Raw genomic sequence first — 24,542 nt, 5'->3', positions numbered from 1 at the left:
TGAACCGGTTTCTTAGGCTCACCGGTTACAATCTGGGGATGCTGAATATGTCGACCACGGACACTCCCGCCCGTAGCCGCGCGCCCTGGTGGTTCAACCTGGCCGGGCAGTTGCTCGAACCCTGGGTGCGCATCCGCCGCGATCCTGCTGAACCCGCCACCCTGCTTCAGGCGGGTGTGCGCGTGTGCTACGTGATTGAACGCGATGGCTTTTCCGATGCCCTGATCCTGGAACGGGCCTGCCGCGAGGCTGGCCTGCCCAGCCCGATGCAGCCGCTGCAGGGCACCCGCCGCAAGCGCTCGGTATTTGCCCTGGCCCGCCGCGACGGCTGGCTGTTCGGGCGCAACCGCAAGCGCCCGCCGAACGAACCGCTGGGCCAGCTGGTGCGCTCGCTGGAAGGCGACCCCGAGCGCGACATCCAGATCGTGCCGGTCTCCATCTATGTCGGCCGCGCGCCCACCCGCGAGTCGGGCTGGTTCAGTGTGCTGTTCTCCGAAAACTGGGTGATGGTCGGCCGGTTCCGCCGCATGCTGGCGCTGCTGCTCAACGGCCGTGACACAGTGGTGCACTTCTCCACGCCGGTGTCGTTGCGCACCGTGGTGAACGAAGCCGCCGAGATCCGTCCCGAGCGCCTTACCCGCAAGATTGCCCGCGTGCTGCGCACGCACTTCCGCCGTATTCGCGCAGCGGTGATTGGCCCCGACCTGTCGCACCGCCGTACCGTGGTGGATTCGGTGCTGAACGCCGAACCCGTGCGTGCCGCGATCGCCGCCACGGCCGCAAAGGAAAACATCAGCCCGGCCAAGGCGTGGCGCCGCGCGCACGACATGGTGATGGAGATTGCCGCCGACTATTCGCACCCGGTGGTGCGTTCGGCGTCGTTCCTGCTCTCCAATTTCTGGAACAAGCTGTACGACGGCATCGCCATGCACCACTTCGAAAAGGCCCGCGCTGCCGCGCCCGGCCATGAAGTGGTGTACGTGCCCTGCCATCGCAGCCACGCGGACTATCTCTTGCTGTCGTACCAGCTGCATATGTCCGGTGTGGTGGTGCCGCACATTGCCGCCGGCGTGAACCTCAACCTGCCGGTGATCGGCCCCATCCTGCGCCGCGGCGGTGCGTTCTTCCTGCGCCGCAGCTTCAAGGGCAATGCGCTGTATTCAGTGGTGTTCAACGAATACGTGGCGCAGCTGATCGACCGCGGCGTGCCGATGGAGTACTTCATCGAAGGCGGACGCTCGCGTACCGGCCGCCTGTTGGCGCCGCGCGCCGGCATGCTGGCGATGACGGTGCGCGCCTTCCTGCGTGCGCCGCGCCGTCCGGTGCTGTTCCAGCCCGTGTACATCGGCTACGAGAAGCTGATGGAGGGCAAGAGCTATATCGGCGAACTCTCCGGCAAGCCCAAGGAGAAGGAATCGCTGATCGGCTTGTTGCGCGGCCTCAAGGTGCTGCGCCAGCGCTACGGCCATGTGGCGCTCAACTTCGGCGAGCCGATCGAACTCAATCCGCTGCTCGACGCCGCCAGCCCCGATTGGCGCACTGACGATCCCGATGCCAAGCCCGAATGGCTGGGCCGCGTGGTGGACGGCCTCGCCGACAAGATTCAGATCAACATCAACCGCGCCGCAGACGTGAACCCCATCAACCTGCTCGGGTTGGCGCTGCTCGCCACGCCGAAGCACGCGATGGCGGAGAACGATCTGCTGGTGCAGCTTGAGCTGATGAAGGCCTTGCTGGAGGAGTTGCCCTACTCCGACCGCATGACCCTCACGTCGATGGACCCGGCCGGCATCATCGCCTATGGCGAGCAGATGGGCTGGATCCGCCGCGTGCGCCACCCGCTCGGCGACGTGCTGGTCACCGAAGACGAGCAGGCCGTACTGCTCAGCTACTTCCGCAACAACGTGCTGCACCTCACGGCGACCGCCGCATGGGTGGCGTGCTGCTTCCTCAACAATCGCCGCATGTCGCGCGCCTCGGTGCTGCGCCTGGGCCGCATCATTTATCCGTTCATCCAGGGCGAGCTGTTCCTGCCGTGGGATGCGGATGGCTTCTGCGCCCAGCTGCAATCCACGATCGACTTCTTCGTGCGTCGCGGTCTGCTCGAGTCCACCGGCGAAGGCCGCGTGCTGGAGCGTGGCCCCGGGCAGGACGACGCAGCGTTCCAGCTCAAAATCATCGCGCGCAGCCTCATCCAGGCGTTCGAGCGCTACTACATCACTATCGCCGCACTGGTGAAGAACGGCCCGCATACCCTGACAGGAGCGGAGCTGGAGAATGCCTGCACACTCACCGCCCAGCGCCTGAGCCTGCTCAACGAGCTGTCTGCGCCGGAGTTCTTCGACAAAGCGTTGTTCCGCGGCTTCATCCAGAAGCTGCGCGAAAGCCGCATCGTGTGGACCGACGAAGCGGGCAAGCTGGACTACGACCGCGGCCTGGAAGACATGGTGCGCGACGCCCGCGTCATTCTTGCCCGTGAAGTACGCCACTCCATTCTAAAGATCACCCCGGGTGGCGATGGCGAGAAAGAGCCTGCCGAAAAACCGCTGCCGGCCGATGCCACCAGCGAGGCATTGCACGAGCGGCATGTGGCGGCGGAACAGCACGAGCATGCGCCCGCCGAAATCGTTACGGTGACCGAAGAGACAACGCGCAAGGATTGACCCTTCCGCTTTGTGCCGCCTGCCGAGGGGTGACGAAAGTCACCCCTCTTTGCGTGGATCACTCCCCTAAGATGGCTGCTTCACTCCGGGGAGTTCGCCATGATCACACGCGTTGCCTTCGCCATCGCCGCAGCCCTCGCGCTGCCTGCCGCCATCGCGGCCGAACCCGCCACCCAGGCGAATCACGATGTCACCGTGTTGCACTGCGCCCGTCTGGTCGACCCCGTCGCCGGCAAATTGCTGGGTGAAACCACACTGGTGATCGAAGGCAACCGGGTGAAGGAGATCAAGGCTGGCGCGGTCGATCCCAAGCCCTATCAGGATGCCGCCACCGCCGCGGGCGGCAGGTTCAACTTCCAGAATCTGGCCGACGCCACCTGCATGCCTGGCCTGATCGACTCGCACACGCACCTTTCCCTCGAAACCAGCCCCACCGAATACTCCGACCAGTTTCGCTGGAACGTAGCCGACTACGCCGTGCGCTCCACCGTGTACGCGCATCGCACACTTTTGGCCGGCTTTACGGCCGTGCGCAACGTCGGTGACGGCAGCAACGAAACCATTGCGCTACGCAATGCCATCAACGCCGGCATCGTGCCGGGTCCGCGCATCTTCACTGCCGGCAAGCCCATCGGCACCACCGGTGGCCACGCGGATGCCTCCAATGGTTACCGCTCGGATCTGGCAGGCGATCCCGGCCCCAAGGACGGCATCATCAATAGCGTCGATGATGCTCACAAGGCCGTGCGCCAGCACTACAAGGACGGCGTAGACCTCATCAAAATCATGCCTTCGGGCGGCGTGCTGGACGAAGGCAGCAGCGCTGACAACGCGCAAATGACCTTGGAAGAGATCAAGGCCGTGGTCACCGCCGCGCATGACTACGGTTTCACCGTAGCGGCGCACGCCCATGGCGCCGAAGGCATTCGCCGCGCCGTGCTGGCCGGCGTCGATTCGATCGAACACGGCACCTTCATGAACGACGAAGACATGAAGCTGATGAAGGAACATGGCACCTGGTACGTGCCGACCATCATCGCCGGCAAGTACGTGCAGGAAATGGCTGCCAAGCCCGGCTATTACCCGCCGCAAGTCGCTTCGAAAGCCATGCAGGTGGGGCCGATCATCCAGGCCACTGCGGGCAAGGCGTACAAGGCTGGAGTCAAGATCGCCTTCGGTACCGATGCGGCGGTCTATCCTCACGGCCAGAACGCCAAGGAATTTGAGTACATGGTGCAAGCCGGCATGCCGCCTATGTTCGTGCTGCAGGCTGCCACCACGCACGCCGCCGAACTGCTGCACAAGCAGAACGAGCTCGGCCAGATTGCCGTAGGCCGCTACGCTGACGTCATCGCCGTGCCGGGCAACCCGCTGGACGACATCACGCTGATGCAGAAGGTCAGCTTCGTGATGAAGAACGGCGTGGTGTACAAGCTGGACGGCAAGGCTGTGCTGTAAGCCCTGTTCTTGGCTTTTACCTCCCTCTCCCCTGCGGGAAGGGGTTGGGGTGAAGGGCGGGTGCTCGCGACAAGGATTGCTCCCCCTCACCGTCATCGAGGCGAAGGCAGGAAACGCTTCACAACAGCCGAATGACGGGTCATCCAGTGACGTTGCTTGGCTCTGAACCTGGCGCTGCCACCAGAGTGCCGCCTACGACGCGAAGCCAGTCCCTGTGGGACACAACACAGTTACTTCCAAGCGTTTCGCAACGCGCCATAGCCAAGAGGACTTAAAGCGGCGCTTCGCTTTAGCTTTGGCGCTGCTCTGGCTCTTCGCTCTGGCTCTTCGCTCTTGCTCGTCGCTTTGGCTTTTGACCTTCCGGGTCCCCGTATGAGGCGGCGGGCGGGTGGAGAGAAGGCCCCGCAGGGGTGGCTGGCATGGATGCCAGCCACTTTTCGTCGGGGCAGGAGCCCCGTCGAAAAGCCCGCAACCCGCACGCGGACCTGGAGGGCCGAAGGCCCGGAAGGCGCCTCATCCGGGGGGCCCTTCTCTTTGGTTACTTTCTCTTGGGCAAGCAAGAGAAAGTGACCCGGCCTCCGGCAGGAGGTCGGAAGCCCGCGGCAGGCGAGCCAGGTCGCCGTATCGCGACGACCAAGTGCAAAGTCACTGGACCCCGGCCTTCGCCGGGGTGACGGCAAAGATGAAGCGGTGAGGCGAGCACCCGCCCCTCACCCCAACCCTCTCCCCGGAGGGGAGAGGGAGACAAGACAAGCACCCCCAAAGAAGAAGCCCCACCCCCCAATCCGCTACCATTAGCAAATGAGCGACCAGCCCAACCCCCAAACCACCCACTTCGGATTCCGCGACGTCCCAGTCGCCGACAAGCAAAAGCTCGTCGGCCAGGTGTTCACCTCCGTCGCGCACAATTACGACCTGATGAACGACCTGATGTCGTTCGGCATCCATCGCCTGTGGAAACGCCATTTCGTGGCCATCAGCGGCGTACGGCGTGGTGATCGCGTACTCGATCTGGCGGGCGGCACCGGCGATATCGCCGCGCTGCTCAAGCCCGTGGTGGGCACCGAAGGCGAGATCGTGGTGGGCGACATCAACGCCGCCATGCTTGGCGTGGGCCGCGACCGCATGACCGATCGCGGCATGGTCTCGGGCCTGCGCTGGGCGCAACTCAATGCCGAAAGCCTGCCGTTCCCCGACAACAGTTTCGATGCAGTGACCATGGCCTTCGGCCTGCGCAACGTCACTGATAAGGACAAGGCACTCGCCGACATCTGCCGTGTGCTCAAGCCCGGTGGTCGCGCGCTGGTGCTGGAGTTCTCGCGCGTGCAGAGCGACTTCTTCAGCAAACTCTACGATTTCCACTCGTTCAAGGTGCTGCCCAAACTCGGCCAGCTGTTCGCCGGCGACGCCGACAGCTATCAGTACCTGGCCGAATCGATCCGCAAGCATCCGGATCAGGAGACGCTGAAGAGCATGATGGAGCGTGCCGGTTTCGGTCGCGTCGATGTGCGCAACCTCAGCAACGGCATTGTGGCCATCCATCGCGGGTACAAGTTCTGACGCATGGCGGTTTCATAGGGCGAAAGCGCAGCGCGCCGGCCCCGCACAAACCAGACTCCTGAGCTCCTGATGACTCAGCCCTACCGCCCACTCGCTGCCTTTGGCTCCCTGCTCGGCTGGTTCGGTCTGGCGCTGCAGTTATGGCAGTCGATCCTGCTCGCCGAAACGAAAGGCGACGGCGCGGCAGCCGGTGTATGGATCTACCTGGGTTTCTACACCATTCTCACCAACATGCTGGTGGCCAAGGCACTGTCCGCAGCGGCACTTGGCCCGGGGCACGGCCCGGTGGTGCGCTTCTTTCTGCGGCCGGGCGTACAGACGGCGATCGCCATGAGCATTGCCATCGTCAGCCTTATCTACAACCTGATGTTGCGCCAGCTGTGGCACCCCACCGGCTGGCTATTGGTGGCCGACGTGATCGTGCACGACATCATGCCGCCGCTGTATTTGCTGTATTGGTGGCTTGCAGTGCCCAAGGGTGGCCTGCGCTGGTCGCAAGTGCTGGTGTGGCAAAGCTACCCGGCGGGCTATTTCGCGTACGTATTGCTGCGAGGCGCGGTGACGGGTTGGTATCCGTATCCATTTCTCGATGTGAACACGCTGGGTTATGCGCAGGTGGTCACCAACGCCCTCGCGGTGCTGGTGGCTTTTATCGCGGTGGCGTCGCTGCTGATTATGTTGGGACGATGGCAAGTGCGGCGCCGTGCGGGGTTGCAGCCCGCACAGCGATGATGCTCTGAGCGCATCGCCGGTTTCGACCATGCGCAAGCGAGACTAGATATCGCGAGCCGTCAGGTGCATGTTGTCGATCGCGCGCATGGCCTGCGGTCCAAGGTGAAACCCCCACCGCTCAAGGAACGGACGCAGGTCGGCCGAGGTCAGTTTGCACAACACCACCGCGAATTGGTCAGCCTTCTCTTGGTTCGTCGCGTCGTCGGAAAGCGGATGCTCGCGGTAGTACTTGAATACATCCTTATACAGATCCCAGCCGTAAGCCTGCCTCAACTCGTCGAACATCACGAGCTTTATGAACGGGTCGTTCCACTCGGCGCTTTCATCCTCTTCGCCCGCCAGATAGTTGCGTGAAGGCTGGGCCAGGTAGTCTTTCGCTCTATCGCGGGGAGACCTGCCGTCCTCCTCCGGAACATCCAGTCGACTCGGCAATCCCATCTTTTCTTGCACGTAGAGGGAAAAAATGTTGGTGGACACTTCGGTCACGCTGTCCCACGTCCAGGATTCCTGCTGATGGGCATGCCCCAGCTCGTGCCAGATGCCCCATGCATGCCGCAGCGTGGCCGGGTCGGTAAGGTCCTCGGTGTTGTCCGGCCGCATCGCGATGAACTGGTCCGTGCAGTACATGTAGTAGGGGGCATCGTCCGGCGCGAGGAAATCAACCAGGAAATGTTGCCGTAGCGATGAGCGCGCGTCGCGCCCCGTAGCACCATCGAATCCCGCAAGCTCGTCCTCCATGGCAAGCACCTGTTCGATCACGGCGAATGTGGCGGATGGATTGGCAACCGGATGCTCGCGATGAACCTTGACCGGCAAAGTGATCATGCTGTGGCGGCCCATGAATTGCACAAAGGGAGCGTCGCCATAGTTGGCCAACTGCGCCTCCCACTCATCCCGCGTAGTCTGGCCGTCCATATAGAGTGGCAGCGGCTTGCTACCGCTGATCGAGAGAGAAAGCTCACTCGTCGCGTTCGGCTTGTCACTCGGTGCCACGAATCGGATGAACAGAGGACCATCCCGCTCTGCCATGAAACGATTGTCGCCGTCGTGCAGCGGCACCTCTTGCTGGTCATTTTTCTCATGCCACAAGGATCGAAAACCCAGCATGATGCTTGCCTCGTAACGCGCCGGCAGATGCTTCACTTCCACATTGACCACGTCGCCAACGTGCACGTAGCGGCCCAGAGGCTGCTGGTCCGACATATAGAAGGTATTCGTGCGCGCGTGCTCGACATCGGTCGAAGGGAGCGAGGAAAACGTGTAGCTTCCTGCTGCGTTGTCAACGCGTGTTGCGTGCGCGGCGACGCATGACGACGCCAGAGTAAAAACAACGAAAAGCCTTGCCCACATGGCATTGTGTCCTGTTGAAGATGGAACGATGGATCTCGCCGAAGGAATAGCGGGCGGATCCGACCATAAGTCCGATGAAGAGCGAATCCGCTGTCTTGCGTTTCCGTCGGCGGCAAGAACCTCCGCGCCTGATGCGCGAAGGTAGTTCCGCCGGAAAGTCAGAAGGTGTAACGCAGATTGGTGGTTAGCAGCGAGTCGACGGACTTTGTGCCACCTTGAGCATCACTGTTGTAACGCAACTCGTAACCGGCCGTGAGCGCCAGCTTCTTGGTCATGGCGACGACAAGACTGAGGTTGTTCTTGTAGTAACTGAACCCGGTGCCTGCCTCGATCAGCAACGTGTCCGACAGCGACACAGTGCTATTGAAGAGATACGTGTAGCCGATCAGGCCGCGGCCAATTAAGGTGCTGCGGCTGGCTTGGCGGACCATGATGGTTGTCGAATTATCGCCGCCTCCATCACTCTGGGCCGTACCTTCATCGGAACTCGCAGCCGGCAGCTCACTACTGGACGGAACCGTTTGCTCGACATCGGCGGGTCGATATTTTCTGTAGCCTGGACCGGCCTCGAAATACAGGTAGCTGCGCTCCGTGTTCAACGCGATGTAGCCGTAACCCGCGGATACAACAGCATCCCACAAGTTGGCGGCGAATCTGTCGTGGCCGTAGCGTGTCGATTGGTAGATGTAGCTGCGTTGATTGAGCTTGTAACCCAGGGTAAGGCCGACGTCGTAGCGCTTTGCTGTCGTTTCCATGCGCTGTGTAGGATTGCCTTGTGCATCCTCGGTGTCGTATTGGGCGCGAGAGTACTCACCTTCCAGATAGAAGGAATGCTTCCATTGGTCTGTGTTCAGGCCAACCGCGAACTTGCCGTCGGCTGCTGCCGATGTGGAATTGCCACTCGCGATGGAAGCGCCGAGTTGGGCCGAACCCGACCAGCCGTAGGGGACGATGGGCTTGGCACCAGTGTCGGCTGGTGATACCTCATCGGCCTGAGCACCAAAACTCACCAGCGCCATAAGCAAAGCGCGACCTATCCATTTCCTTGTCATATCGTTCATTCCATTATTCAGATTGTTGGCACCATCCTTCGGACAAGGACGAACAGCATGGAGAGCAATGGGCCATGGCCTCGTTCGTCGCGATGATTGATGCGCGACTCTCCAGCGTGAAGTAGTTCGCCTTGAGCGGCGAAAGTGTGCCCTATCTAGCCATCACGAAATATCGCGCCGATACGAAGCGCGCCGCGCATGGCGAATGATGGGAGCACATGGCTGCCCATACGGGTTACCGAAAGCACCCGCTATTTTCAGGTCTCATGACCAGCGAGAACTCTTTCTGGATCGAAGGTTTAGACCATGCGGCCGGTTGCCATTCGATGTCCGATCAAGCCTGAATTTCGTTATCGACGACAGTAACGAACTCCAAGAAGCCGTGACCATATGCCACGCATGCGCCCATGCGAGAGTGGCGAAGCCATGAAGGTGAATTGCCATTACGCCGGTAAGGGTTCAACCGCCGTCTTGTAGGAAGCGAACGAAAGCACTCCACGCCGGAGGCAGCGGCGCGTCAGGCGCGCAGGTCGTCGACGACATCGCCAAAGTGACGCACTTCGCGCTCGTGAGCGTCATCCCGCCATCTTTCGGCCAACGCCGCTACATACCATTTGCGCATCGACGGCAGCGCCAGCATGCGCTCCACATAGTGCGAGGCGGCGGCACTCATGGACAGGTTGTAAGTCTGGATACGAAACACCACGGGCGCATAGAACGCATCGACGGCCGTGAAAGCGCCGCCACCAAGAAAGGGGCCGCCGAAGCGAGACAGGCCTTCGTTCCATAATTCGTCGATGCGGGCGATGTCCGCCTTCAGTGCCGGCCCTATGACATTCAGTCGTACACGGGTACCGCAACTCATGCCGCATTCGTTACGCAACACCGCGAAACCCGAGTGCATCTCCGCCGCTGCACAACGCGCCCAAGTTCGCGCATCGCGATCGGACGGCCAAACACCCGGATGGTGCTCGGCGAGGTACTCCATGATCGCCAACGAATCCCACACGACCGACTCGCCGTCATGCAGGCATGGCACACGGCCGTTGGGCGAGAATTTGCGAAATGTCTGCCAGTTGGAGCCCTGCCCGAACGGCACAACGATTTCCTCAAATGGAATCGCCAGCTCGCTCATGAGTACCCAGGGGCGCAACGACCACGACGAGTAATTTTTGTTGGCGATGTAGAGCGTGGTCATTGGCAAGCTCCGGGGTGGCCGATGTCAGGAGTCGAGAATCAGCAGCGTACTGCGACTGCCGGGCGCCACACTGTGCGGCACGCCCGCCGGCACGATGCAAAGTTCACCGGCGCCCACGCGCATGATGGTGCCTTGCATGCTCAGCACCATCTCGCCATCGAGCACGAGCAGGCCCTCGGCGTAGTCGTGGCACTCTTCCGGATAGGCCGCCTCATCCATGCGAAGCAGTTTCAGACATGCATCGCCGATGGCGGCGAGCACGCACGACGACCACGCCTCCGGCAGCTCGCTCGCTGCGTTGATCAAACGTATCGGCGTCATCGGTTCAGTGTTGCTTGGCAGGCGTTCCCGCCACGGCAGCAGCCGAGGCCGGTGTCCGGCGCCGTGCGTTGGCCAGCACGACGCCACCCACGGTGATCACACCACCCACCAGCGTCAGCAAGGTGGGACGCTCACCCAGCCACACCCAACCAATCAGCACGGCGATCGGCGGCGAGAAGTAAATGAAGCTGCTTACCTGCGACGCCGATGCGCGATGAAGCGCAGCGTTCCAAGCGATGTATCCAATGAAGGTGGGCGCAATCCCCAGCCATACCAGTGCGCCGATGTGCGAGGCCGGTGCATTGGCCAGCGCCTGCGGCAGACCCAGTCCAAACGGCAGCGTGCCCAGGGTGCCGGCGAAGAACGTGAATGCCGTAACGCTCAGCATGCCGTTGCGCGCAAAGAAGGGCTTCTGCGCCACGAAGAAGATCGCACATGCGATCACGCTGACCAGCACCAGTGCCGCCATGGGCTCGATCTTCACATCCTTGCCACTGGTAAGCACCACCACCACCACGCCGAGTAAGGCCACCGCCAGACCCGTCAGCGTGCGGCTCGACAGCCGCTCGCGCAGCCAGATGGCCGACAGTGCCGCCGTGGTGGCAGGGACCAGCGAGATCAGGATGGCCGCCGTGCCGCTGGCCACGCGGGTTTCGGCGGTGTTGAGGCACAGGTGGTAAACGCTGAGGCCGATCACGCCCAGTACCGCCAGCTGCGGCCAGTCCCGCCGCGCCGGCAGGGGCACCCGCTTCACCAACAGCAACACCGCAAAGCACAGTGAGCCGATGGCCAGGCGCGCAAGCGCGACTTCGCCGGGCGTGAATGAGGCCAGCGCGTAGGCAATCGCGGCATAAGCCGACGACCAGGTAAGCAGGGCGATGCCGATATAGCTGAGGGCACGCCCGTCCAGGCGTTCCGGGGTCTGCATGGGGAGGGTTCCGGTGAGAGGGAAACGTGCGCATCGTAAGGCGGGCCGGTGTGCGCTTGAATGATGAATCAGCGTAGGATGCCAATGTTTCGCCAACGATCGAAATGTCTATGAACGCCGTTACCTTTGAATCGAAACCGATTTGGGACGCTACCGATTGGCAGCTGCTGGAAGCCCTGCAGCACGATGCCCGACAGGGCTACGCCGAGCTGGGGCGCAGGGTGAAGCTGTCCGCCCCGGCCGTGGCCGAGCGTGTGAAGCGGCTGGAGGAAGCCGGTGTCATCGCTGGCTACAGGGCGGTGGTGAACCCGCGCAAGCTGGGCTACGAAATCGACGCCATGATCCGGTTGCGTTGCGATGGCGGCATTTGCGCCCGCGTCGGCGCGCTGGTGGCGGACATTCCCGAAGTGCTCGACTGCCGCCGACTGGCTGGCGAGGACTCGGCGCTGCTACGGGTCGTGGCCATGTCCATTCCCCATTTGGAAACCGTGCTCGACCGCCTGCTGAAGATCCACGCCAGCATCAGCACGACCACCCTGATAGTGCTGCAGACGCCGCACGAGAACAGACCACTGACGCGTGCCACGTGGAACGCCGGGCGCTCGCTTCTGGAGGACTAATTCCCGCGGCCACCCTATGGCCGCTAGCGTCCGCCCACTGTGCCAAAGCTGCCGCAATGGGCACATAAGTGACACGGCCTTCGGGCACGGCACGTGGCTACTGCATCGCCGACCGACCCGTGTCGCATCGCTCGAGCGCGCCACCAGTCCGCAGAACGCCTATATTGGGAACCGTCGTCCCTGTCGCCAGCCTCCGCGCATGACTGCCTGCCGCGCCGCAACGACGTACCACTGCCACGACCCTGTGGGCCGTACTTTCGCGCGCTTCCAGCTGCGGCACGCATCTTGCGTGCAGTGCAGGACCCGCCCGCACCGTGCCGGACGTCTCACGTAGATCGCGCATGATGGAAAGACAGGCCATTACCCAGCTCGGCAAGATCATGGATCTCCTGTGGGATGCCATTTGCGTGGTCGATGCCGAGGGCCGGTATGTGTTTGTCAGCGCCTCTTACGAGCGCATCTTTGGCTACAAGCCCGAGGAAGTGATGGGGCGGCGGATGATCGAACTGGTGCATCCGGACGATCGCGACGCCACCCTGCAGACCGCCGCCGCGATCATGGCGGGCCACCCTCAGGCGCACTTCCAGAACCGCTATATCCGTAAAGACGGCCAGATCGTCCACATCATGTGGTCCGCCCGCTGGTCGGAAGCCGATCAGGTACGCATCGCGGTCGCTCGCGATATCACCGCACTCAAGCGCGCCGAATCGATGACTGCCGCGCTGCACGCCATCTCCGAAGCCGCACACGCCGCGGACAACCTGCCAGCGCTGTATGAGCAGATCCACAGAATCGTGGGCGGATTGTTGCCCGCCAAAAACTTCTTTGTAGCGCTGTACGACGCGCGCCGCGACGAAGTGAGCTTCCCCTACTTTGTCGACGAGCGTGATGAGCCGCCGCCACCGCAGCAGCTGGATTCGGGCACGTTGACGGCAGAACTGATCCGCTGCGGACAAGCGTTGCTGTTGTCGCCCGATTCGTCCACCGCACTTTCATTGCCCGTGCATGGCACGGACGCGGCGCAGTGGCTCGGTGTTCCGCTCACCTGCCAGGGCAGTACGGTGGGCGCCCTGGTCGTGCAAAGTTACTCCAGCGCCACGCGCTACTCCGAAGCAGATAAGGAGCTGCTGCAATTCGTTTCCGCTCAGGTGGCTTCCGCCATCGAACGCAAACGCGCCGAAGCACGGCTGCATCACATTGCACGTCATGACCCGTTGACGGATCTCGCCAACCGCGACTTGTTCAACCAACAGCTTGAGGCCGCACTGGACAACGTCGTGCGCTTCGGCGGCAACCTGGCGCTGCTCTATTTCGATCTCGACCAGTTCAAACAGGTGAATGACCGCTTCGGCCACCATGTCGGCGACCTGTTGCTGTGCGAAGTCGCGCAGCGAATCAAGAGTCATCTTCGCGAAGGCGACGTCGTCGGCCGTATGGGCGGCGACGAGTTTGTGGTGCTGCTAAGCCATCTACAGTCGACCGCCGACAGTGTCGCCGTGGCGGAGAAACTACGCGCCGTGCTCAACGAGCCTTTTCAGCTGGCGGAGCGGAGGCTGCAGATATCCACCAGCATCGGCATCGCCACGTATCCGCTGCACGGCGACGACCCGCGCGAGCTCACGCGCGCCGCGGACTACGCGATGTATCAAGTCAAGAAGAACGGCGGCAATCACGTGCGCGTTGCCGCCGCGCAGGATATTCACATCCTCGGCATGCCGGATCTGGGACAGATGTCGTAAGCGTTCCGGCCTGGGCTTCGGATGCCGGAACGCTCCGCATGATGAGCGTTTGATATCGCGATACGCCGCTGCGTGACCTCGCAGCGGCGCACGACGCTCAGGGCGACACCTGGCCAGCCGGCAACAGCGTGACGGCACCCACACCGTAGATCGGCCCGGTGATTGGCGAGGTAAACACCAGGCACAGGTCGTGCGTGCCCGTCTGCTTCGTCATGTTGCCTTGCAGGGTGAAGGTGGCCGGCTGGTCGGCGGGCAACGGCAGCGAGGCTAGTTGCTTGCCCTTGCAGCCGTCCAGGCGCACCACCAGTTCGCCCTGCTGCGTGCTGGCCTTATGGGCCACCACCAGCTTGGCGTCGTGCGCCAACTGGTAGTTGCGCGGCAGCGTGGCAGCTTCCACGCGAATAGCGGCAATGCCATCCAGCCTTGCGGCGCGATACACACGGCAGGCGTCAAAGACGTTGATCAGATACGTCGGCGCCATGCTGGTGGCATCGGCCGAGGGCTGCACACGCAGTCGAAAATCGCTGCCCAGGCAGTTCTCGAGTTCGCCGGTGCTGCGCGTACGCAGCGACGGCAGGTCGAGCACGCGCGTACGGGTCGCGGCCAACGGCGTGCCATCGTCCGCCAGTGCCACGGCCTTGATCGTGGCCGGCACATTCACCGTGAACGGACGAACGTACAGCGGCGACGACGCACCAGGCTCGCTGCCGTCGGTGGTGTAGTGCACGTTGCCATACTTGGCCTGGTTGGCAACCGCGACGGTGGCGTGCCCGCTGGCAATGGCGGCGTTGCGGTCCAACTCGATGAACGGTGCGAACGCGCTGTCGGCATAGGCGATGTCCTGCGCGCGATAGCGCGCCAGCTGGGCCGGCATACGCTCGAGGAACTGATGCCAATTGCGCTGCTTCACCGGTGTCCACGCGGCTTCGGCCAGGGCATCCATGCGCGGGAACACCGCATGCTCAATGTGGCGCAAGGTGGGCATGTGTTCGGTCCACATGTTGGCCTGCATACCGAGCACGTGCTTTGCCTGCGCCTCGCTCAGCGCCTTGGGTACCGCCTCGAACTCGTAATAGCTTTCAAGCGACATCGATGGCAGGCGACCGGTGGTTTCGTCCACGCGATCGCTCTGCATCTGATCCAGATACAACTGCGGTGCCGGCGACAGCACCACGTCATGGCCCTGCTTTGCCGCATCAATAGCGCCCTGGGTGCCGCGCCACGACATCACTGTAGCGCTCGGCGGCAGGCCGCCTTCGAGAATTTCGTCCCAACCGATCAGGCGACGGCCATGCGCGCCGAGGTACTGCCCCATCTGCTCGATGAGCCAGCTTTGCAGGGTGTTTTCCTTCTTGATACCCAATGCGTGCATGCGCGCCTGCACCGCGGGCGAGGCCTGCCACTGGTCCTTCACCGCCTCGTCGCCACCCAGGTGGATAAAGGTGGACGGAAACAGCGCCATCACTTCGTCCAGTACGTTGTGCAGAAACTCGATGGTGTGGTCATCGACGTTGTAGAGATACGGGTGAACACCCCAGTCAGGCGATACCGGCGGACGCTTGCCGGTCACGCCGAGCTCCGGGTAGGACGCGACCGCCGCTTGCGCGTGTCCCGGTATATCGATCTCCGGCACCACGGTGATATGCCGTTCGGCAGCATAAGCGACGATGGCGCGGATATCGTCTTGCGTATAGAAGCCGCCATACGGCTTCGGCACGACCTGTTTGCCGATGGTGGGCGGCGTGCGCCACGCACCGATGCGGGTGAGCTCGGGATAGCGCTTGATCTCGATGCGCCAGCCCTGGTCGTCCGTGAGATGCCAATGCAGCACGTTGAGCTTGTGCTGCGCCATCTGGTCGATAAGGGTGCGCACTTCGTCCGTCGTCTGGAAATGCCGTACGGAATCCAGCATGAAGCCGCGCCAGGCGAAGCGGGGCTCGTCGCGGATATGCACCGGGTCCACGCGCACATCACCCGTGCCCTGTGACGGCGTGAGCAACTGCCATGCCGTGACGGCGCCGTAGAACAGGCCCGCCTCGTCGCGGGCGACGATGCGGATGCCTTGTGGCGTAACGTCAAGTGCATAGCCTTCCGCGCTGGCAACCGGCGCTTGCGGATCGCGCTTGAACACGATGGCGCCGTTCTCCGATACACCCGTCTTCACCTGCAGCTGCAGATGGCGCGTACGCGCGGTGATCGAGGCGAGGTATTCAGCCGTGCGGCGTGCATCCGCATCGTCACCGTCAACCACGATGGGCGTCTGCGTCGAGACGGTGAATCCTTCGCCGGACGCCATCAGCTGCGCCGGCATGGGGATCAGATTCGGTGTCGCCGCATGAGCGACGACGGCAAGGCCGCAGAGAGCAAGAGCCAGCACGTAGCGTGTCGTTTTCATCATCGTTCTCGCGAGGCAGCGTCAGTCGTGGGGAAGGCTGATGGCGAACAGGTACCACGCATCATGCGGCAGCCATTGCTCGGTCCAGCGCCAGTCATCGTCCTTGCCGGTCTGGGCATAACCTAGATCAAAAGCGATGCCCTCGTCGTCGGTCAAGCCGGAGGTGATGCCGTTGATGATGGCTCCCGGCGCATTGGTATACGCGTAGGAGTCGAAGAACATGTATGGCGCGTTGTGGTGGCCGCTGCCCATCAGCATGCTGCTGTCATAGGGATTGCGGCCGAGTATCCAGTGCAGCTGGTTCCATGCATAGGCTTGCAGCTGCTTCTGGAACGCATCGTCGCCGCCATACAGCGGCGAAGCCAATCGTGCCGCCGCGGCGAGCGACGCGATGCGCGCATTCTCGCCCTGCCACCACGGGGCGGCTTCCGTGTCATGGGGGAAGAAGAAGGCCGGCCGCACCTCACCGTCGCCGCCGCGCACCAACTGTCGCGCGTAGCCGAAAGGATTGGCGACGTTGACCGTCATCGCAAGCTCGGACGCAAGCGATCGCTTCACGCTATCACGCACCTTTGCCTGGCGATGCGCATCGGCGATCGAGGCGTACTCCACCAGCGCGATCACCGGCATACCGGCATCGGACGGATGGAAGAACGGTCGCGTGCCGTCATCGGCACGCCAGTAGTCACGGTGGCCGCCGTGACTGATCAAGCGCCCCATCAGGTGATCCGCACGCTGATCCGCTGCCTTGCGCCACACCTCGTCATGCGTGGCGCGGTACAGCTCCACCGCCGCGAGCAAGGCGCAGTAGTCGTCGACGATATTGTCCTTACCGTCGTTGGTCAGCTCGCGATTGTGCACATCCAGAAAGCGGTACGCCTCCACGGCGGCTTTCAGATAATCCTTTGACGTAAAGTCACCATCGACGCCGGTGCTCGCGGCCAGGGCCAACGCGGCGATAGCCATGCCACCGCCAGCGCGGAAACTCGCCTCGAAGGCGTGCGGCCCACGCGCCGGCTGCTCGATCTTGCCGGTTTCATCGCTGGGCTTGCGCTTGATCTGCGTGCGCCAGTTGGGATCGCCAATGATGCGATCATTCGGCAACTTGCCAGGCCCGGGCCCCTCGATGGACTGGTAGAACGATCCGTCAGGCCGTTTGTCGCGTACGAGAAAATCCGCACCGAACAGACCTTCGTCGAGCAGGCGGCGCTGGTATTCATTGAAGTTCTTGTCGTGGCGCGCGTCCAATAACTGCCAGGTGCGCAGCAGGCTCCACGCAGCCAGAGGCACCTGCTGCGGGTTGAAATAACTCGTGAGGTTCTGGTGCGACAGGTGGATACCGTAGTCACCGGTGGCGTCATACCAGCCACCATGAAGGTCAAGCGTGCCGGGCTGGCCATCCGGCCGCGCGAGATGCATGTCGGCCTTGTCGAGCAAACCGCTGGAACGCTGGCCCTTGAAGTAATAGATGACGTTGGACAGCGTGTGGCGTTCCAGCACGTTGTCCTGGACGTCGAAGGTCCATGACTGCGCGTTGTGATCGCCTTCCCGCAGCGTGACGTAGTAGTGCCCGGGCTTGGTCAGTCCGCTGAAGTCGGCCACGGCGTACTGTTGCTCGCCCCAGCGTTCCACTCTGCCCACCGCAGTGAGGCTGCCCTGCCAGGCCTGCTCGCCCGTGTCGGCGTTTATCACCTGGAACGACGATGGCGGCGATCCCGATGGCACCATCACCACGGCCTGTTTGTTGGCCCTGGTGTCATAACCCACCTGGTCGACCAACACCTTCCACTCCGATGCAACGGCGGAATGGGCCATGACCAGCAGCAGCGCAACCGCAACACGGCGACATCGCTTCACGTCATCGACTCCGGCAGATTCAGGCAAAAGCGTGTTCAAAATCTCTGTGCTACGAGATCGCGCACCCGCACGAGTCCCTCAACGTCACGACGTCGTACAGAGATTTTGAACAGGCTCCAGCGTGTACCCCAACGAAAAATCGGGCCCGGCAAGTGTGCCGGGCCCGTTCGCGGGGAGAAAGCGTTAAATCAGTACTTGAAGTTCGCGGTCAGGTAGTACTGACGGCCGTTCACGTAATACGAGTTCAGCTGATTGCCGTAGGCCGGGTTGACCGTGTAATAGCGGTACTTCGGGTTGTTGAGGTTCATCGCGTCGAAGCGCAGCGACATCCAGCTGGTCACGTTGTAGCCAGCCGAGAACGCGAGGTTGCCCACGCCTGCCTGGTAGTACGTGTCCGAACGGCTCACGCCGTCGAAGAACGACGAGCGATAGGTGTAGCTGAGGCGGGCGTTGAACAGCTCGTTTTCGAAGTAAGCCGACGCGTTGTAGGTGTGCTTCGAGGTGCCCTGCAACGGCTGGCCATTGTCCGCGCGACCCTGTGCGTAGGTGTAGTTGACCTGCACACCCCAGTTGTCGGCGATGGGCTGGATGTAATTCAGCTCCACACCCTTGACGTTGCCGTCAACATTGGTCGGCACGCTGACCTGGTAGGTTGCCAGCACGTCATGACCGGCAGCCTTGCTGGCCTGCTGATCCTTGAACACCATGTTCTGGTTGCCGAAGTTGACGTAGTTGCTCAACGCCATGTTGTAGACAGCGGCCGACACCAGGCCACGCGGCGCGAAGTACCACTCCAGCGCGGCGTCGAAGTTGGTCGAGGTCAACGCCTTGAGCTGCGGGTTGCCACCGGTACCGGTGTGGGTCAGGTCATCCAGCGAGTACGAACCGGCCAGTGCGGAGTAATCCGGACGGGTCATGGTCTGCGAAGCGGCGAAGCGCGCAATCACGTCGTCGGTGAGGCTGAAGCGCAGGTTCGCACTCGGCAGCACCTTGTCGTAACTGTGGTTATAGGTGTTGGAGTAGTAGTCGCCGAACGCCGAACCGGTGATCGGGCCCACCGTCGTGTACGGCGTTGCCTGCGGCGAGTTATAGGTGATGGCTTCCTTGGTGTAGACGTAGCGGAGACCGACGTTGCCGCTCCAGCGATCACCCGTGAAGTTTGCCTGCAGATAGGCCGCCGTGTCCTTTTCGTTGACCTTGTAGACGTTCTGCCAGTTGAAGCGCGTCACCGGGTCGCGATTGGCAAAGCGGGCGTCGAATGCAGCCAGGGAACCCGGGCTGTAGTACCACACCGGGCCCGGACCGTTCACACCAAGATCGCTGTTGAAGCTGCTGGGGTAGTTCGACCAGTTGGTCGGATAGTTCGCGAGGTTCTGCCAGTCGCCGGTCGGGCCCTGGCCGATGTCGGTCTTGTTCTCGCGGGTGTGATCGGAGTAACGCAGGCCGAAGTCCAGCGTGCTGAGGTAGATCGGCGAGCTGTCGAAGGCCCACTCGCCGTCGACCTGGCCGAAGTTCTCCTTGTCCTTCACGTGGATGTCCTGGTCGCCGAAGATCCAGCCGGCCGACGGCAGGATGCCAGACGGGGTGCTGTTGTCGCCGCCGACGGACCAGTTGGTCGGCTTGCCCGTGCCATTCATGTTCCACGAAGCGCCGCCGCCGGCGCCGTAGCCCAGCTCGAGCACATCCTGCTGATCGCTGTTGCCCTTGCCCTGCGTGGTGCCGAGCTGGCCGGTGAAGGTGAGATGGTCATTCGCGCGCCACTCGGCATCCAGCGTGGTGTACGAGGTGGACGAGGATGCGCCCGGACGCGAGATCATGTCGTACACGCCGTACGGCGTGTTGGCGCAGGTGGTCGCCGGCGTGGTGGTCGCATCGCAGATACCCGCCGCACCCGGGGGTGCGAAGGTGGCGTTCTTGAGCATGTTGCCCGACACGGTGTAGCCCGGCTGCAGGCCGACGCCGCTGGGGACAAACTTGCTCGACCACAACATGTAGTTGCGGTTGTAGTTGTCGGCCTTGAGGTCGGAATAGAAGCTGTTGAGGTTCAGCGTCAGGTTGTCGAGCGGCTTCCACTCGATATCGATCGTGCCGCCCTTGCGCGTACGCGTCTGCGTAAACAAGGTCTGGCCGATCAGGTTCGGGTAGTACACGCCGGCGAGATCGGGGTGTGCCACGGCGATGGGATCGGTCGCGCCGATCTTGTTGTAACCGCCCACGATTTCCTGACCGTCGCGCTGCAGGCTGCGCTTCTCATAGAACGCCTGCGCCATCACGCCGAAGGTGCTGTCGCTGTTCTTCCAGTTGAACAAGCCATTGAACTGCGGCTTGACGTCACCCGGCAGGTCGGAATACACGCCACCAATGGAGCCCTGCATGGTGATCGGCTTGGCGAACTCGAGCGGCTTGCGCGTGATGATGTCGACGGTGCCGGCGCTGCCGCCTTCCTGCAGCTTGGCTTCGGACGTCTTGTGCACCACCACTTCACTCACCGTTTCGGCCGGCAGCAGCGAATAGCTGACGCTGCGGCCCACGGTCTGCACCTGGTTCAGCACGAACCAGTCGCCGGTGCCGACGGTATGACCGTTGACCAGGGTCTGGGTCATGCTGGGGTTGGTGCCGCGCAGGCTCACGCGGTCGTTCTCGTCGAAGCCGCCTTCGTTGGCGCTGGACGAGCTGATGTTGATGCCGGGCAGACGCTGCAGCGTGTCGGCCACGTTCTTGGCCGGCAGCTTGCCGATGTCTTCGGCAGTGATCACTTCAATGTGCGTGTCGGCAGCCTTCTTGAGGTTCAGCGACTCAGCTTCCGAATCGCGGATACCGACGACGGTGACGGTGCCAAGTTCCTTGGCCTTGGACTTGTCAGCCCCGGGCTGTGCGGTGTCCTGGGTGGTGGCGGCCGAGCCGGGCTGCGCTGCCGGTGCGTTGTCAGCGGCATACACGGAGCCGGACAAACACAGGCCTGCGACGATACTGGCGGCTAACAGAGTTTTGCGGTGTGACATGGTTTCCTCCCCTCAAAAGGCATAACGGCAGCGGATGTCGTGGGTCGTCCGGCTGCAACGTGGCGGTCTGTTGGGCTCGCGCCCGGTTCAGTGCAACGGCGGTGATGCTTCGGTACTGCGTTCTTCCCTTGCAGGCGTCCTTGACGGCACCGCCTGTTATTCGCGTTTTTGGTAACGCCCCCTCGTGCTTCCTCCCACTCGCGTGTCCCCCCAAAAGCGAACGCGAGCCCGAGGGAGCGTCAGGACGGACTCACGCCCTGCTGTCCGTCCAGATACAAACCCGCCGCACCAATCACGCCGTGCTGGCCGTGTTCCATCAGTCGTACGGGAACCTGTTGCAGAAAGGCGCGCATGACGCCTTTGTTGAAGAAGCGCTGGCGGAAACTGCTGGTGAGCAGCACGTCGCGGATGTGCGGCAGGATGCCGCCGGCGAGAAACACGCCGCCGCGCGCGCCGTACAGCAACACCAGATCGCCGACGAAACTGCCGAGCAAACCGCAGAACACCTCGAGCGCTTCGGCCGCGGCAGCGTCGCTGCGCTCCAGCGCGGCTTGCGTCACCTGACTGGGGGCGCTGAGCGCGGGCGACTGGTCGCGCAGCGAACAAATGGCGCGATAAAGGTTGAGCAAGCCCGGGCCGGACAAGGCGTGCTCGAACGACACGTAGGCGCGGTCGCGCGCCAGATAACGCAGGATCTCGATCTCGCGTTCGTTGCCCGGCGCCAGGGCGATCTGGCCCGCCTCGGTGGCCAGCACGGTGGCGTGCGGCTTGCCGGGCAGCAGCACGGCCGAGCCCAGCCCGGTACCGGGCCCCATCACCAGCACGGGACCGGCCGCGCGCGGCGCGGTGGTTTCGATCACCGGCGTGGTGTCGGCCTGGCTGAGGAACTGGGTGGCGTAGGCCACCGCTTCGAAGTCATTGACCACCGCCAGCTGGTCGATGCCGAGGCTGTCGCGGATGTCGCGGATGGAGACCGGCCACGGCAGGTTGTCGTTGACGATGGCGTCGCCCAGCACATAACCGGCGCTGGCCACGGCGCAACGGTCCACGTGCACCGAACGATCCAACTGGCCCACGAAGTCCTTGAGCACGGCCGTGAGGCTGGGCCAGTCGGCGCAGGCATAGCGGTGGTACTGCAGCACCGTCACCGGGCGCGCGCCGTCCGGCTGCCGGCTCACCAGTCCGATGCGTGCGTGTGTACCTCCGACGTCAGCCGCGAGAAACATGGCTTCTTGCGCCAAGAACTCACGCGCGCTGCGGCTCACCCCTTCGCCCACTGCGATCCCCTCGTCATCGTGGTGTCACGTTTCTGTAAACGTGGCTTTGTGTTTGGCCGGAGTCTGGTAACGACTGACAACGTTGTCAATATTCGAGTGTCATACGCGGCCTGGCACCCGTGCGGCGGGACAGCATCAGGCCCGGGCGTGCTCGGCCAAGCCGTGGGCATCACCACCATAATTGATTGTTTTCATTGGTTATAAATCCACAAAACAAGACAAGCTTCGCCTTTGCGCGTCGCGCCAAATCGGAATGTCCTGAGCGGCCAATCAGGCTCCTCATACACGCCTGAATGGGGGGATTCACGGCCACGAACGAAGCAAGTCGCAGCGTGAAAGGGCGAATATATGACAACGTTGCTAGATCGCAGAGACACGCGACATGTCAACGCAATTTCACGTCATACCTGCGTCGTTCCAGGGAAAAATCGCTTGCCCGATGCACGCAAGATCGTGCAGACCAGACACGCAGCCGCTGTGGAGGGATACGAAACGTGGAGACCATCGCGGCGGCCATGGCGCAGGCTTTTCGTGCGATGACTGCGCGCCTACAGTGTTGGCCGGTGCGCCACGCGCGGATGACGTCGACACACAATGATTCGAAAAACCAACCACATCCTGCCGACGAAACGCGAGCACCTGTTTACCTGCGGCGCGGCCTGAGTTCATGCCGTCCACGATCGACATAGAACCGCTGGCGGAAGATGCATGGCTGGTGCGCTTCGGCGACACCATCGATCCCGATATCAATGCGCGCGTGCATGCCGCCGCACAGCAACTGCGCGAGCGCATGCCAGAGATTGAATGTGTGCCTGCGTACGCCAGCCTGCTCGTGCGTTTCGACGCAACGCGATGGCGTGGCGACGAAGACGCGCTTTCACCGCAGCATCAGTACGACACCTTGCGCTCGATGCTGGCAAACATCGTCACCACCACCGACGCGTCGCGTGAAGTGGTCATTCCCGTGTGGTACGGCGGCGAAGCAGGGCCGGATCTATCCGTTGTCGCCGGCCACACGCGGCTTACACCCGATGAAGTCATTTCGCGGCACTGCGCCGTGACCTATCGCGTCGCCATGCTGGGCTTTGCACCCGGCTTTCCTTATCTGCTTGGCCTCGATCCGGCGCTCGCCATGCCGCGCCGCGCCGATCCACGCCTCAGCGTGCCTGCAGGCAGCGTCGCCATTGGCGGCAACCAGACCGGCATCTATCCGCAGGCGTTGCCCGGCGGCTGGCAGTTGATCGGCCGCACGCCGTCTAAGTTGTTCGACCTGCACGCTGTATCGCCATCGCTGCTGCTGCCCGGCGATCGGGTGCGCTTTCACGCCATCGGACAGGATGCGTATGAAAAGCTGATGGAGGAGCGTGGATGAGCGTCCTGGTCATCAAACCGGGCCTGCTCACCAGCGTGCAGGACGGCGGCCGCGCCGGCTATGCGGGGCTCGGTGTCGGACGTGCTGGCGCGATGGACTGGCCCGCCTGGCGGCTCGCCAATGCACTGGTCGGCAACGCTGGCGACGAAGCGGCGCTGGAGTTCACGCTGCTGGGCCCGACGTTGCGCTTTGAGCAAAACGCGGTGATTGCGCTGACCGGCGCTGACATCGATGCACACGTGGATCACCACCGGATACCCACCTGGACCTGTTGTGCGCTACCCGCGGGCAGCGTGCTGCGTCTCGGCGGCATGCGGCATGGTTGCCGGGGATATCTCGCCGTGCGCGGGGGATGGGCAACACCCGTGGTGCTGGGCAGCCGCAGCACCGACCTGCACGCGCGCATAGGGCCTTTCGACGGACGCAGCCTGCAGGCGAACGATCAGCTTGCCATCGGCGCCAGCGATGCCTGTGCATGGCTTCGCCCGGCCGACGCTACACACGTGCTGCCCTGGGGCCTCGATCCGCAACCGTGGCTGGACTATCACAACGGGCCGCTCGCCCTCATGCGCGGCCATCACTTCGATGCGCTGGACGCCGCCTCGCAGCACGCAGTGTTCAACACCACTTACACCATCAGCAAAGACAGCAACCGCACGGCGAGCCGCCTCGATCACGCATCGCTGAGCTTGCAGCAACCACTGGAACTGATTTCCGAAGCCACCCTGCCCGGCACCCTGCAATTGCCACCTTCGGGACAGCCGATCCTGCTGCAGTCGGAGGCGCCGGTCACCGGTGGCTATCCCCGTATCGGCCAGCTGGCCGCCGTGGATCTGGCGAGGCTGGCGCAGCGGCGTCCGGGCGATACCGTATGCTTCAGGGAAACCACGCTGGACGAGTCACTGCAACGGCTGGCCCAACGCCAGGAACGGCTGCAACGGCTACTCCGCCACATCGCACAACGACAGAGCGAGGAGTGAGTAGAGAGGAGTGAGAATGGAGAGAGAAGCCGGCACGC

The 24,542-nt window shown here is 62.9% G+C and carries 17 protein-coding genes; 8 read left to right on the top strand and 9 right to left on the bottom strand.

Features of this window, described 5'->3' with window-relative positions; translation table 11 throughout:
* The first annotated feature begins 38 nt into the window (after positions 1-38).
* From plsB to OQE56_RS17915, 4 genes are all read left to right on the top strand, one after another.
* Positions 39-2,663, top strand: a complete 2,625-nt coding sequence (gene plsB / locus OQE56_RS17930) for a glycerol-3-phosphate 1-O-acyltransferase PlsB (RefSeq protein ID WP_425601643.1) — start codon at positions 39-41, stop codon at positions 2,661-2,663.
* Positions 2,664-2,762: 99 nt separating this feature from the next.
* Positions 2,763-4,121 (top strand): metal-dependent hydrolase family protein, encoded by a 1,359-nt coding sequence (locus OQE56_RS17925; RefSeq protein ID WP_267226112.1) that lies wholly within the window; start codon positions 2,763-2,765, stop codon positions 4,119-4,121.
* 801 nt (positions 4,122-4,922) lie between these two features.
* A complete protein-coding gene (ubiE, locus tag OQE56_RS17920; RefSeq protein WP_267226111.1) occupies positions 4,923-5,681 on the top strand; it encodes a bifunctional demethylmenaquinone methyltransferase/2-methoxy-6-polyprenyl-1,4-benzoquinol methylase UbiE in 759 nt (252 codons plus the stop codon).
* 69 nt (positions 5,682-5,750) lie between these two features.
* Positions 5,751-6,413, top strand: coding sequence for a Pr6Pr family membrane protein (locus tag OQE56_RS17915; protein WP_267226109.1), 663 nt, complete (start codon positions 5,751-5,753; stop codon positions 6,411-6,413).
* A 42-nt stretch (positions 6,414-6,455) separates the two neighbouring features.
* Here the strand turns inward: OQE56_RS17915 and OQE56_RS17910 are convergent, their stop codons facing one another.
* The 5 genes from OQE56_RS17910 to OQE56_RS17890 form a co-directional block, all read right to left on the bottom strand.
* Positions 6,456-7,763 carry a M60 family metallopeptidase gene (locus tag OQE56_RS17910; protein ID WP_267226107.1) on the bottom strand — a complete coding sequence of 436 codons (1,308 nt, stop codon included), beginning with the start codon at positions 7,761-7,763 and terminating at the stop codon, positions 6,456-6,458.
* A gap of 158 nt (positions 7,764-7,921) precedes the next feature.
* The gene (locus tag OQE56_RS17905; RefSeq protein ID WP_267226106.1) at positions 7,922-8,824 is read right to left on the bottom strand and encodes a DUF481 domain-containing protein; all 903 of its coding nucleotides are present in this window, start codon (positions 8,822-8,824) and stop codon (positions 7,922-7,924) included.
* A 508-nt stretch (positions 8,825-9,332) separates the two neighbouring features.
* Entirely contained in the window at positions 9,333-10,013 is a 681-nt protein-coding gene (locus tag OQE56_RS17900) for a glutathione S-transferase family protein (RefSeq protein WP_267226104.1), read from the bottom strand.
* 24 nt (positions 10,014-10,037) lie between these two features.
* Entirely contained in the window at positions 10,038-10,334 is a 297-nt protein-coding gene (locus OQE56_RS17895; protein WP_267226103.1) for a cupin domain-containing protein, read from the bottom strand.
* A 4-nt stretch (positions 10,335-10,338) separates the two neighbouring features.
* Positions 10,339-11,262, bottom strand: coding sequence for a DMT family transporter (locus OQE56_RS17890; RefSeq protein ID WP_267226101.1), 924 nt, complete (start codon positions 11,260-11,262; stop codon positions 10,339-10,341).
* Positions 11,263-11,372: 110 nt separating this feature from the next.
* On the opposite strand from OQE56_RS17890, the gene OQE56_RS17885 reads away from it, so the two are divergent.
* Both OQE56_RS17885 and OQE56_RS17880 read left to right on the top strand, forming a co-directional pair.
* Positions 11,373-11,882 (top strand): Lrp/AsnC family transcriptional regulator, encoded by a 510-nt coding sequence (locus tag OQE56_RS17885; RefSeq protein ID WP_267226099.1) that lies wholly within the window; start codon positions 11,373-11,375, stop codon positions 11,880-11,882.
* A gap of 341 nt (positions 11,883-12,223) precedes the next feature.
* Positions 12,224-13,621, top strand: a complete 1,398-nt coding sequence (locus OQE56_RS17880) for a sensor domain-containing protein (RefSeq protein ID WP_267226097.1) — start codon at positions 12,224-12,226, stop codon at positions 13,619-13,621.
* 97 nt (positions 13,622-13,718) lie between these two features.
* On the opposite strand, the gene OQE56_RS17875 is transcribed toward OQE56_RS17880, so the two are convergent.
* The 4 genes from OQE56_RS17875 to glk form a co-directional block, all read right to left on the bottom strand.
* A complete protein-coding gene (locus tag OQE56_RS17875; protein WP_267226095.1) occupies positions 13,719-16,016 on the bottom strand; it encodes a family 20 glycosylhydrolase in 2,298 nt (765 codons plus the stop codon).
* A 21-nt stretch (positions 16,017-16,037) separates the two neighbouring features.
* On the bottom strand, positions 16,038-17,873 hold the full coding sequence (locus OQE56_RS17870) for a glycoside hydrolase family 9 protein (protein WP_267226093.1): 1,836 nt from the start codon (positions 17,871-17,873) through the stop codon (positions 16,038-16,040).
* A 188-nt stretch (positions 17,874-18,061) separates the two neighbouring features.
* Positions 18,062-20,875, bottom strand: coding sequence for a TonB-dependent receptor (locus tag OQE56_RS17865; protein WP_267226092.1), 2,814 nt, complete (start codon positions 20,873-20,875; stop codon positions 18,062-18,064).
* A gap of 239 nt (positions 20,876-21,114) precedes the next feature.
* Entirely contained in the window at positions 21,115-22,152 is a 1,038-nt protein-coding gene (glk, locus tag OQE56_RS17860) for a glucokinase (RefSeq protein WP_267226090.1), read from the bottom strand.
* A gap of 667 nt (positions 22,153-22,819) precedes the next feature.
* Here glk and pxpB point away from each other — a divergent pair.
* Both pxpB and OQE56_RS17850 read left to right on the top strand, forming a co-directional pair.
* Complete coding sequence (gene pxpB / locus OQE56_RS17855; RefSeq protein WP_267226088.1) at positions 22,820-23,524, top strand: 5-oxoprolinase subunit PxpB; 705 nt, start codon at positions 22,820-22,822, stop codon at positions 23,522-23,524.
* Entirely contained in the window at positions 23,521-24,504 is a 984-nt protein-coding gene (locus tag OQE56_RS17850) for a 5-oxoprolinase subunit C family protein (RefSeq protein WP_267226086.1), read from the top strand. Before pxpB ends, OQE56_RS17850 begins: the two co-directional genes overlap by 4 nt.
* The last annotated feature ends 38 nt before the right edge of the window (positions 24,505-24,542 follow it).

Origin of the sequence: Dyella silvae (assembly GCF_026421305.1) — a bacterium.
Lineage (GTDB): Bacteria > Pseudomonadota > Gammaproteobacteria > Xanthomonadales > Rhodanobacteraceae > Dyella > Dyella silvae.
This window is presented reverse-complemented; position numbering and strand designations above follow the sequence as displayed.

Coding starts and splice junctions, on each gene's coding strand:
- OQE56_RS17850 (WP_267226086.1), top strand. CDS start 23,521: ATGAGCGTCCTGGTCATCAAACCGGGCCTGCTCACCAGCGTGCAGGAC.
- OQE56_RS17890 (WP_267226101.1), bottom strand. CDS start 11,262: ATGCAGACCCCGGAACGCCTGGACGGGCGTGCCCTCAGCTATATCGGC.
- OQE56_RS17915 (WP_267226109.1), top strand. CDS start 5,751: ATGACTCAGCCCTACCGCCCACTCGCTGCCTTTGGCTCCCTGCTCGGC.
- OQE56_RS17895 (WP_267226103.1), bottom strand. CDS start 10,334: ATGACGCCGATACGTTTGATCAACGCAGCGAGCGAGCTGCCGGAGGCG.
- pxpB (WP_267226088.1), top strand. CDS start 22,820: ATGCCGTCCACGATCGACATAGAACCGCTGGCGGAAGATGCATGGCTG.
- OQE56_RS17875 (WP_267226095.1), bottom strand. CDS start 16,016: ATGAAAACGACACGCTACGTGCTGGCTCTTGCTCTCTGCGGCCTTGCC.
- ubiE (WP_267226111.1), top strand. CDS start 4,923: ATGAGCGACCAGCCCAACCCCCAAACCACCCACTTCGGATTCCGCGAC.
- OQE56_RS17900 (WP_267226104.1), bottom strand. CDS start 10,013: ATGACCACGCTCTACATCGCCAACAAAAATTACTCGTCGTGGTCGTTG.
- plsB (WP_425601643.1), top strand. CDS start 39: ATGCTGAATATGTCGACCACGGACACTCCCGCCCGTAGCCGCGCGCCC.
- OQE56_RS17905 (WP_267226106.1), bottom strand. CDS start 8,824: ATGAACGATATGACAAGGAAATGGATAGGTCGCGCTTTGCTTATGGCG.
- OQE56_RS17880 (WP_267226097.1), top strand. CDS start 12,224: ATGATGGAAAGACAGGCCATTACCCAGCTCGGCAAGATCATGGATCTC.
- OQE56_RS17865 (WP_267226092.1), bottom strand. CDS start 20,875: ATGTCACACCGCAAAACTCTGTTAGCCGCCAGTATCGTCGCAGGCCTG.
- OQE56_RS17910 (WP_267226107.1), bottom strand. CDS start 7,763: ATGTGGGCAAGGCTTTTCGTTGTTTTTACTCTGGCGTCGTCATGCGTC.
- OQE56_RS17885 (WP_267226099.1), top strand. CDS start 11,373: ATGAACGCCGTTACCTTTGAATCGAAACCGATTTGGGACGCTACCGAT.
- OQE56_RS17925 (WP_267226112.1), top strand. CDS start 2,763: ATGATCACACGCGTTGCCTTCGCCATCGCCGCAGCCCTCGCGCTGCCT.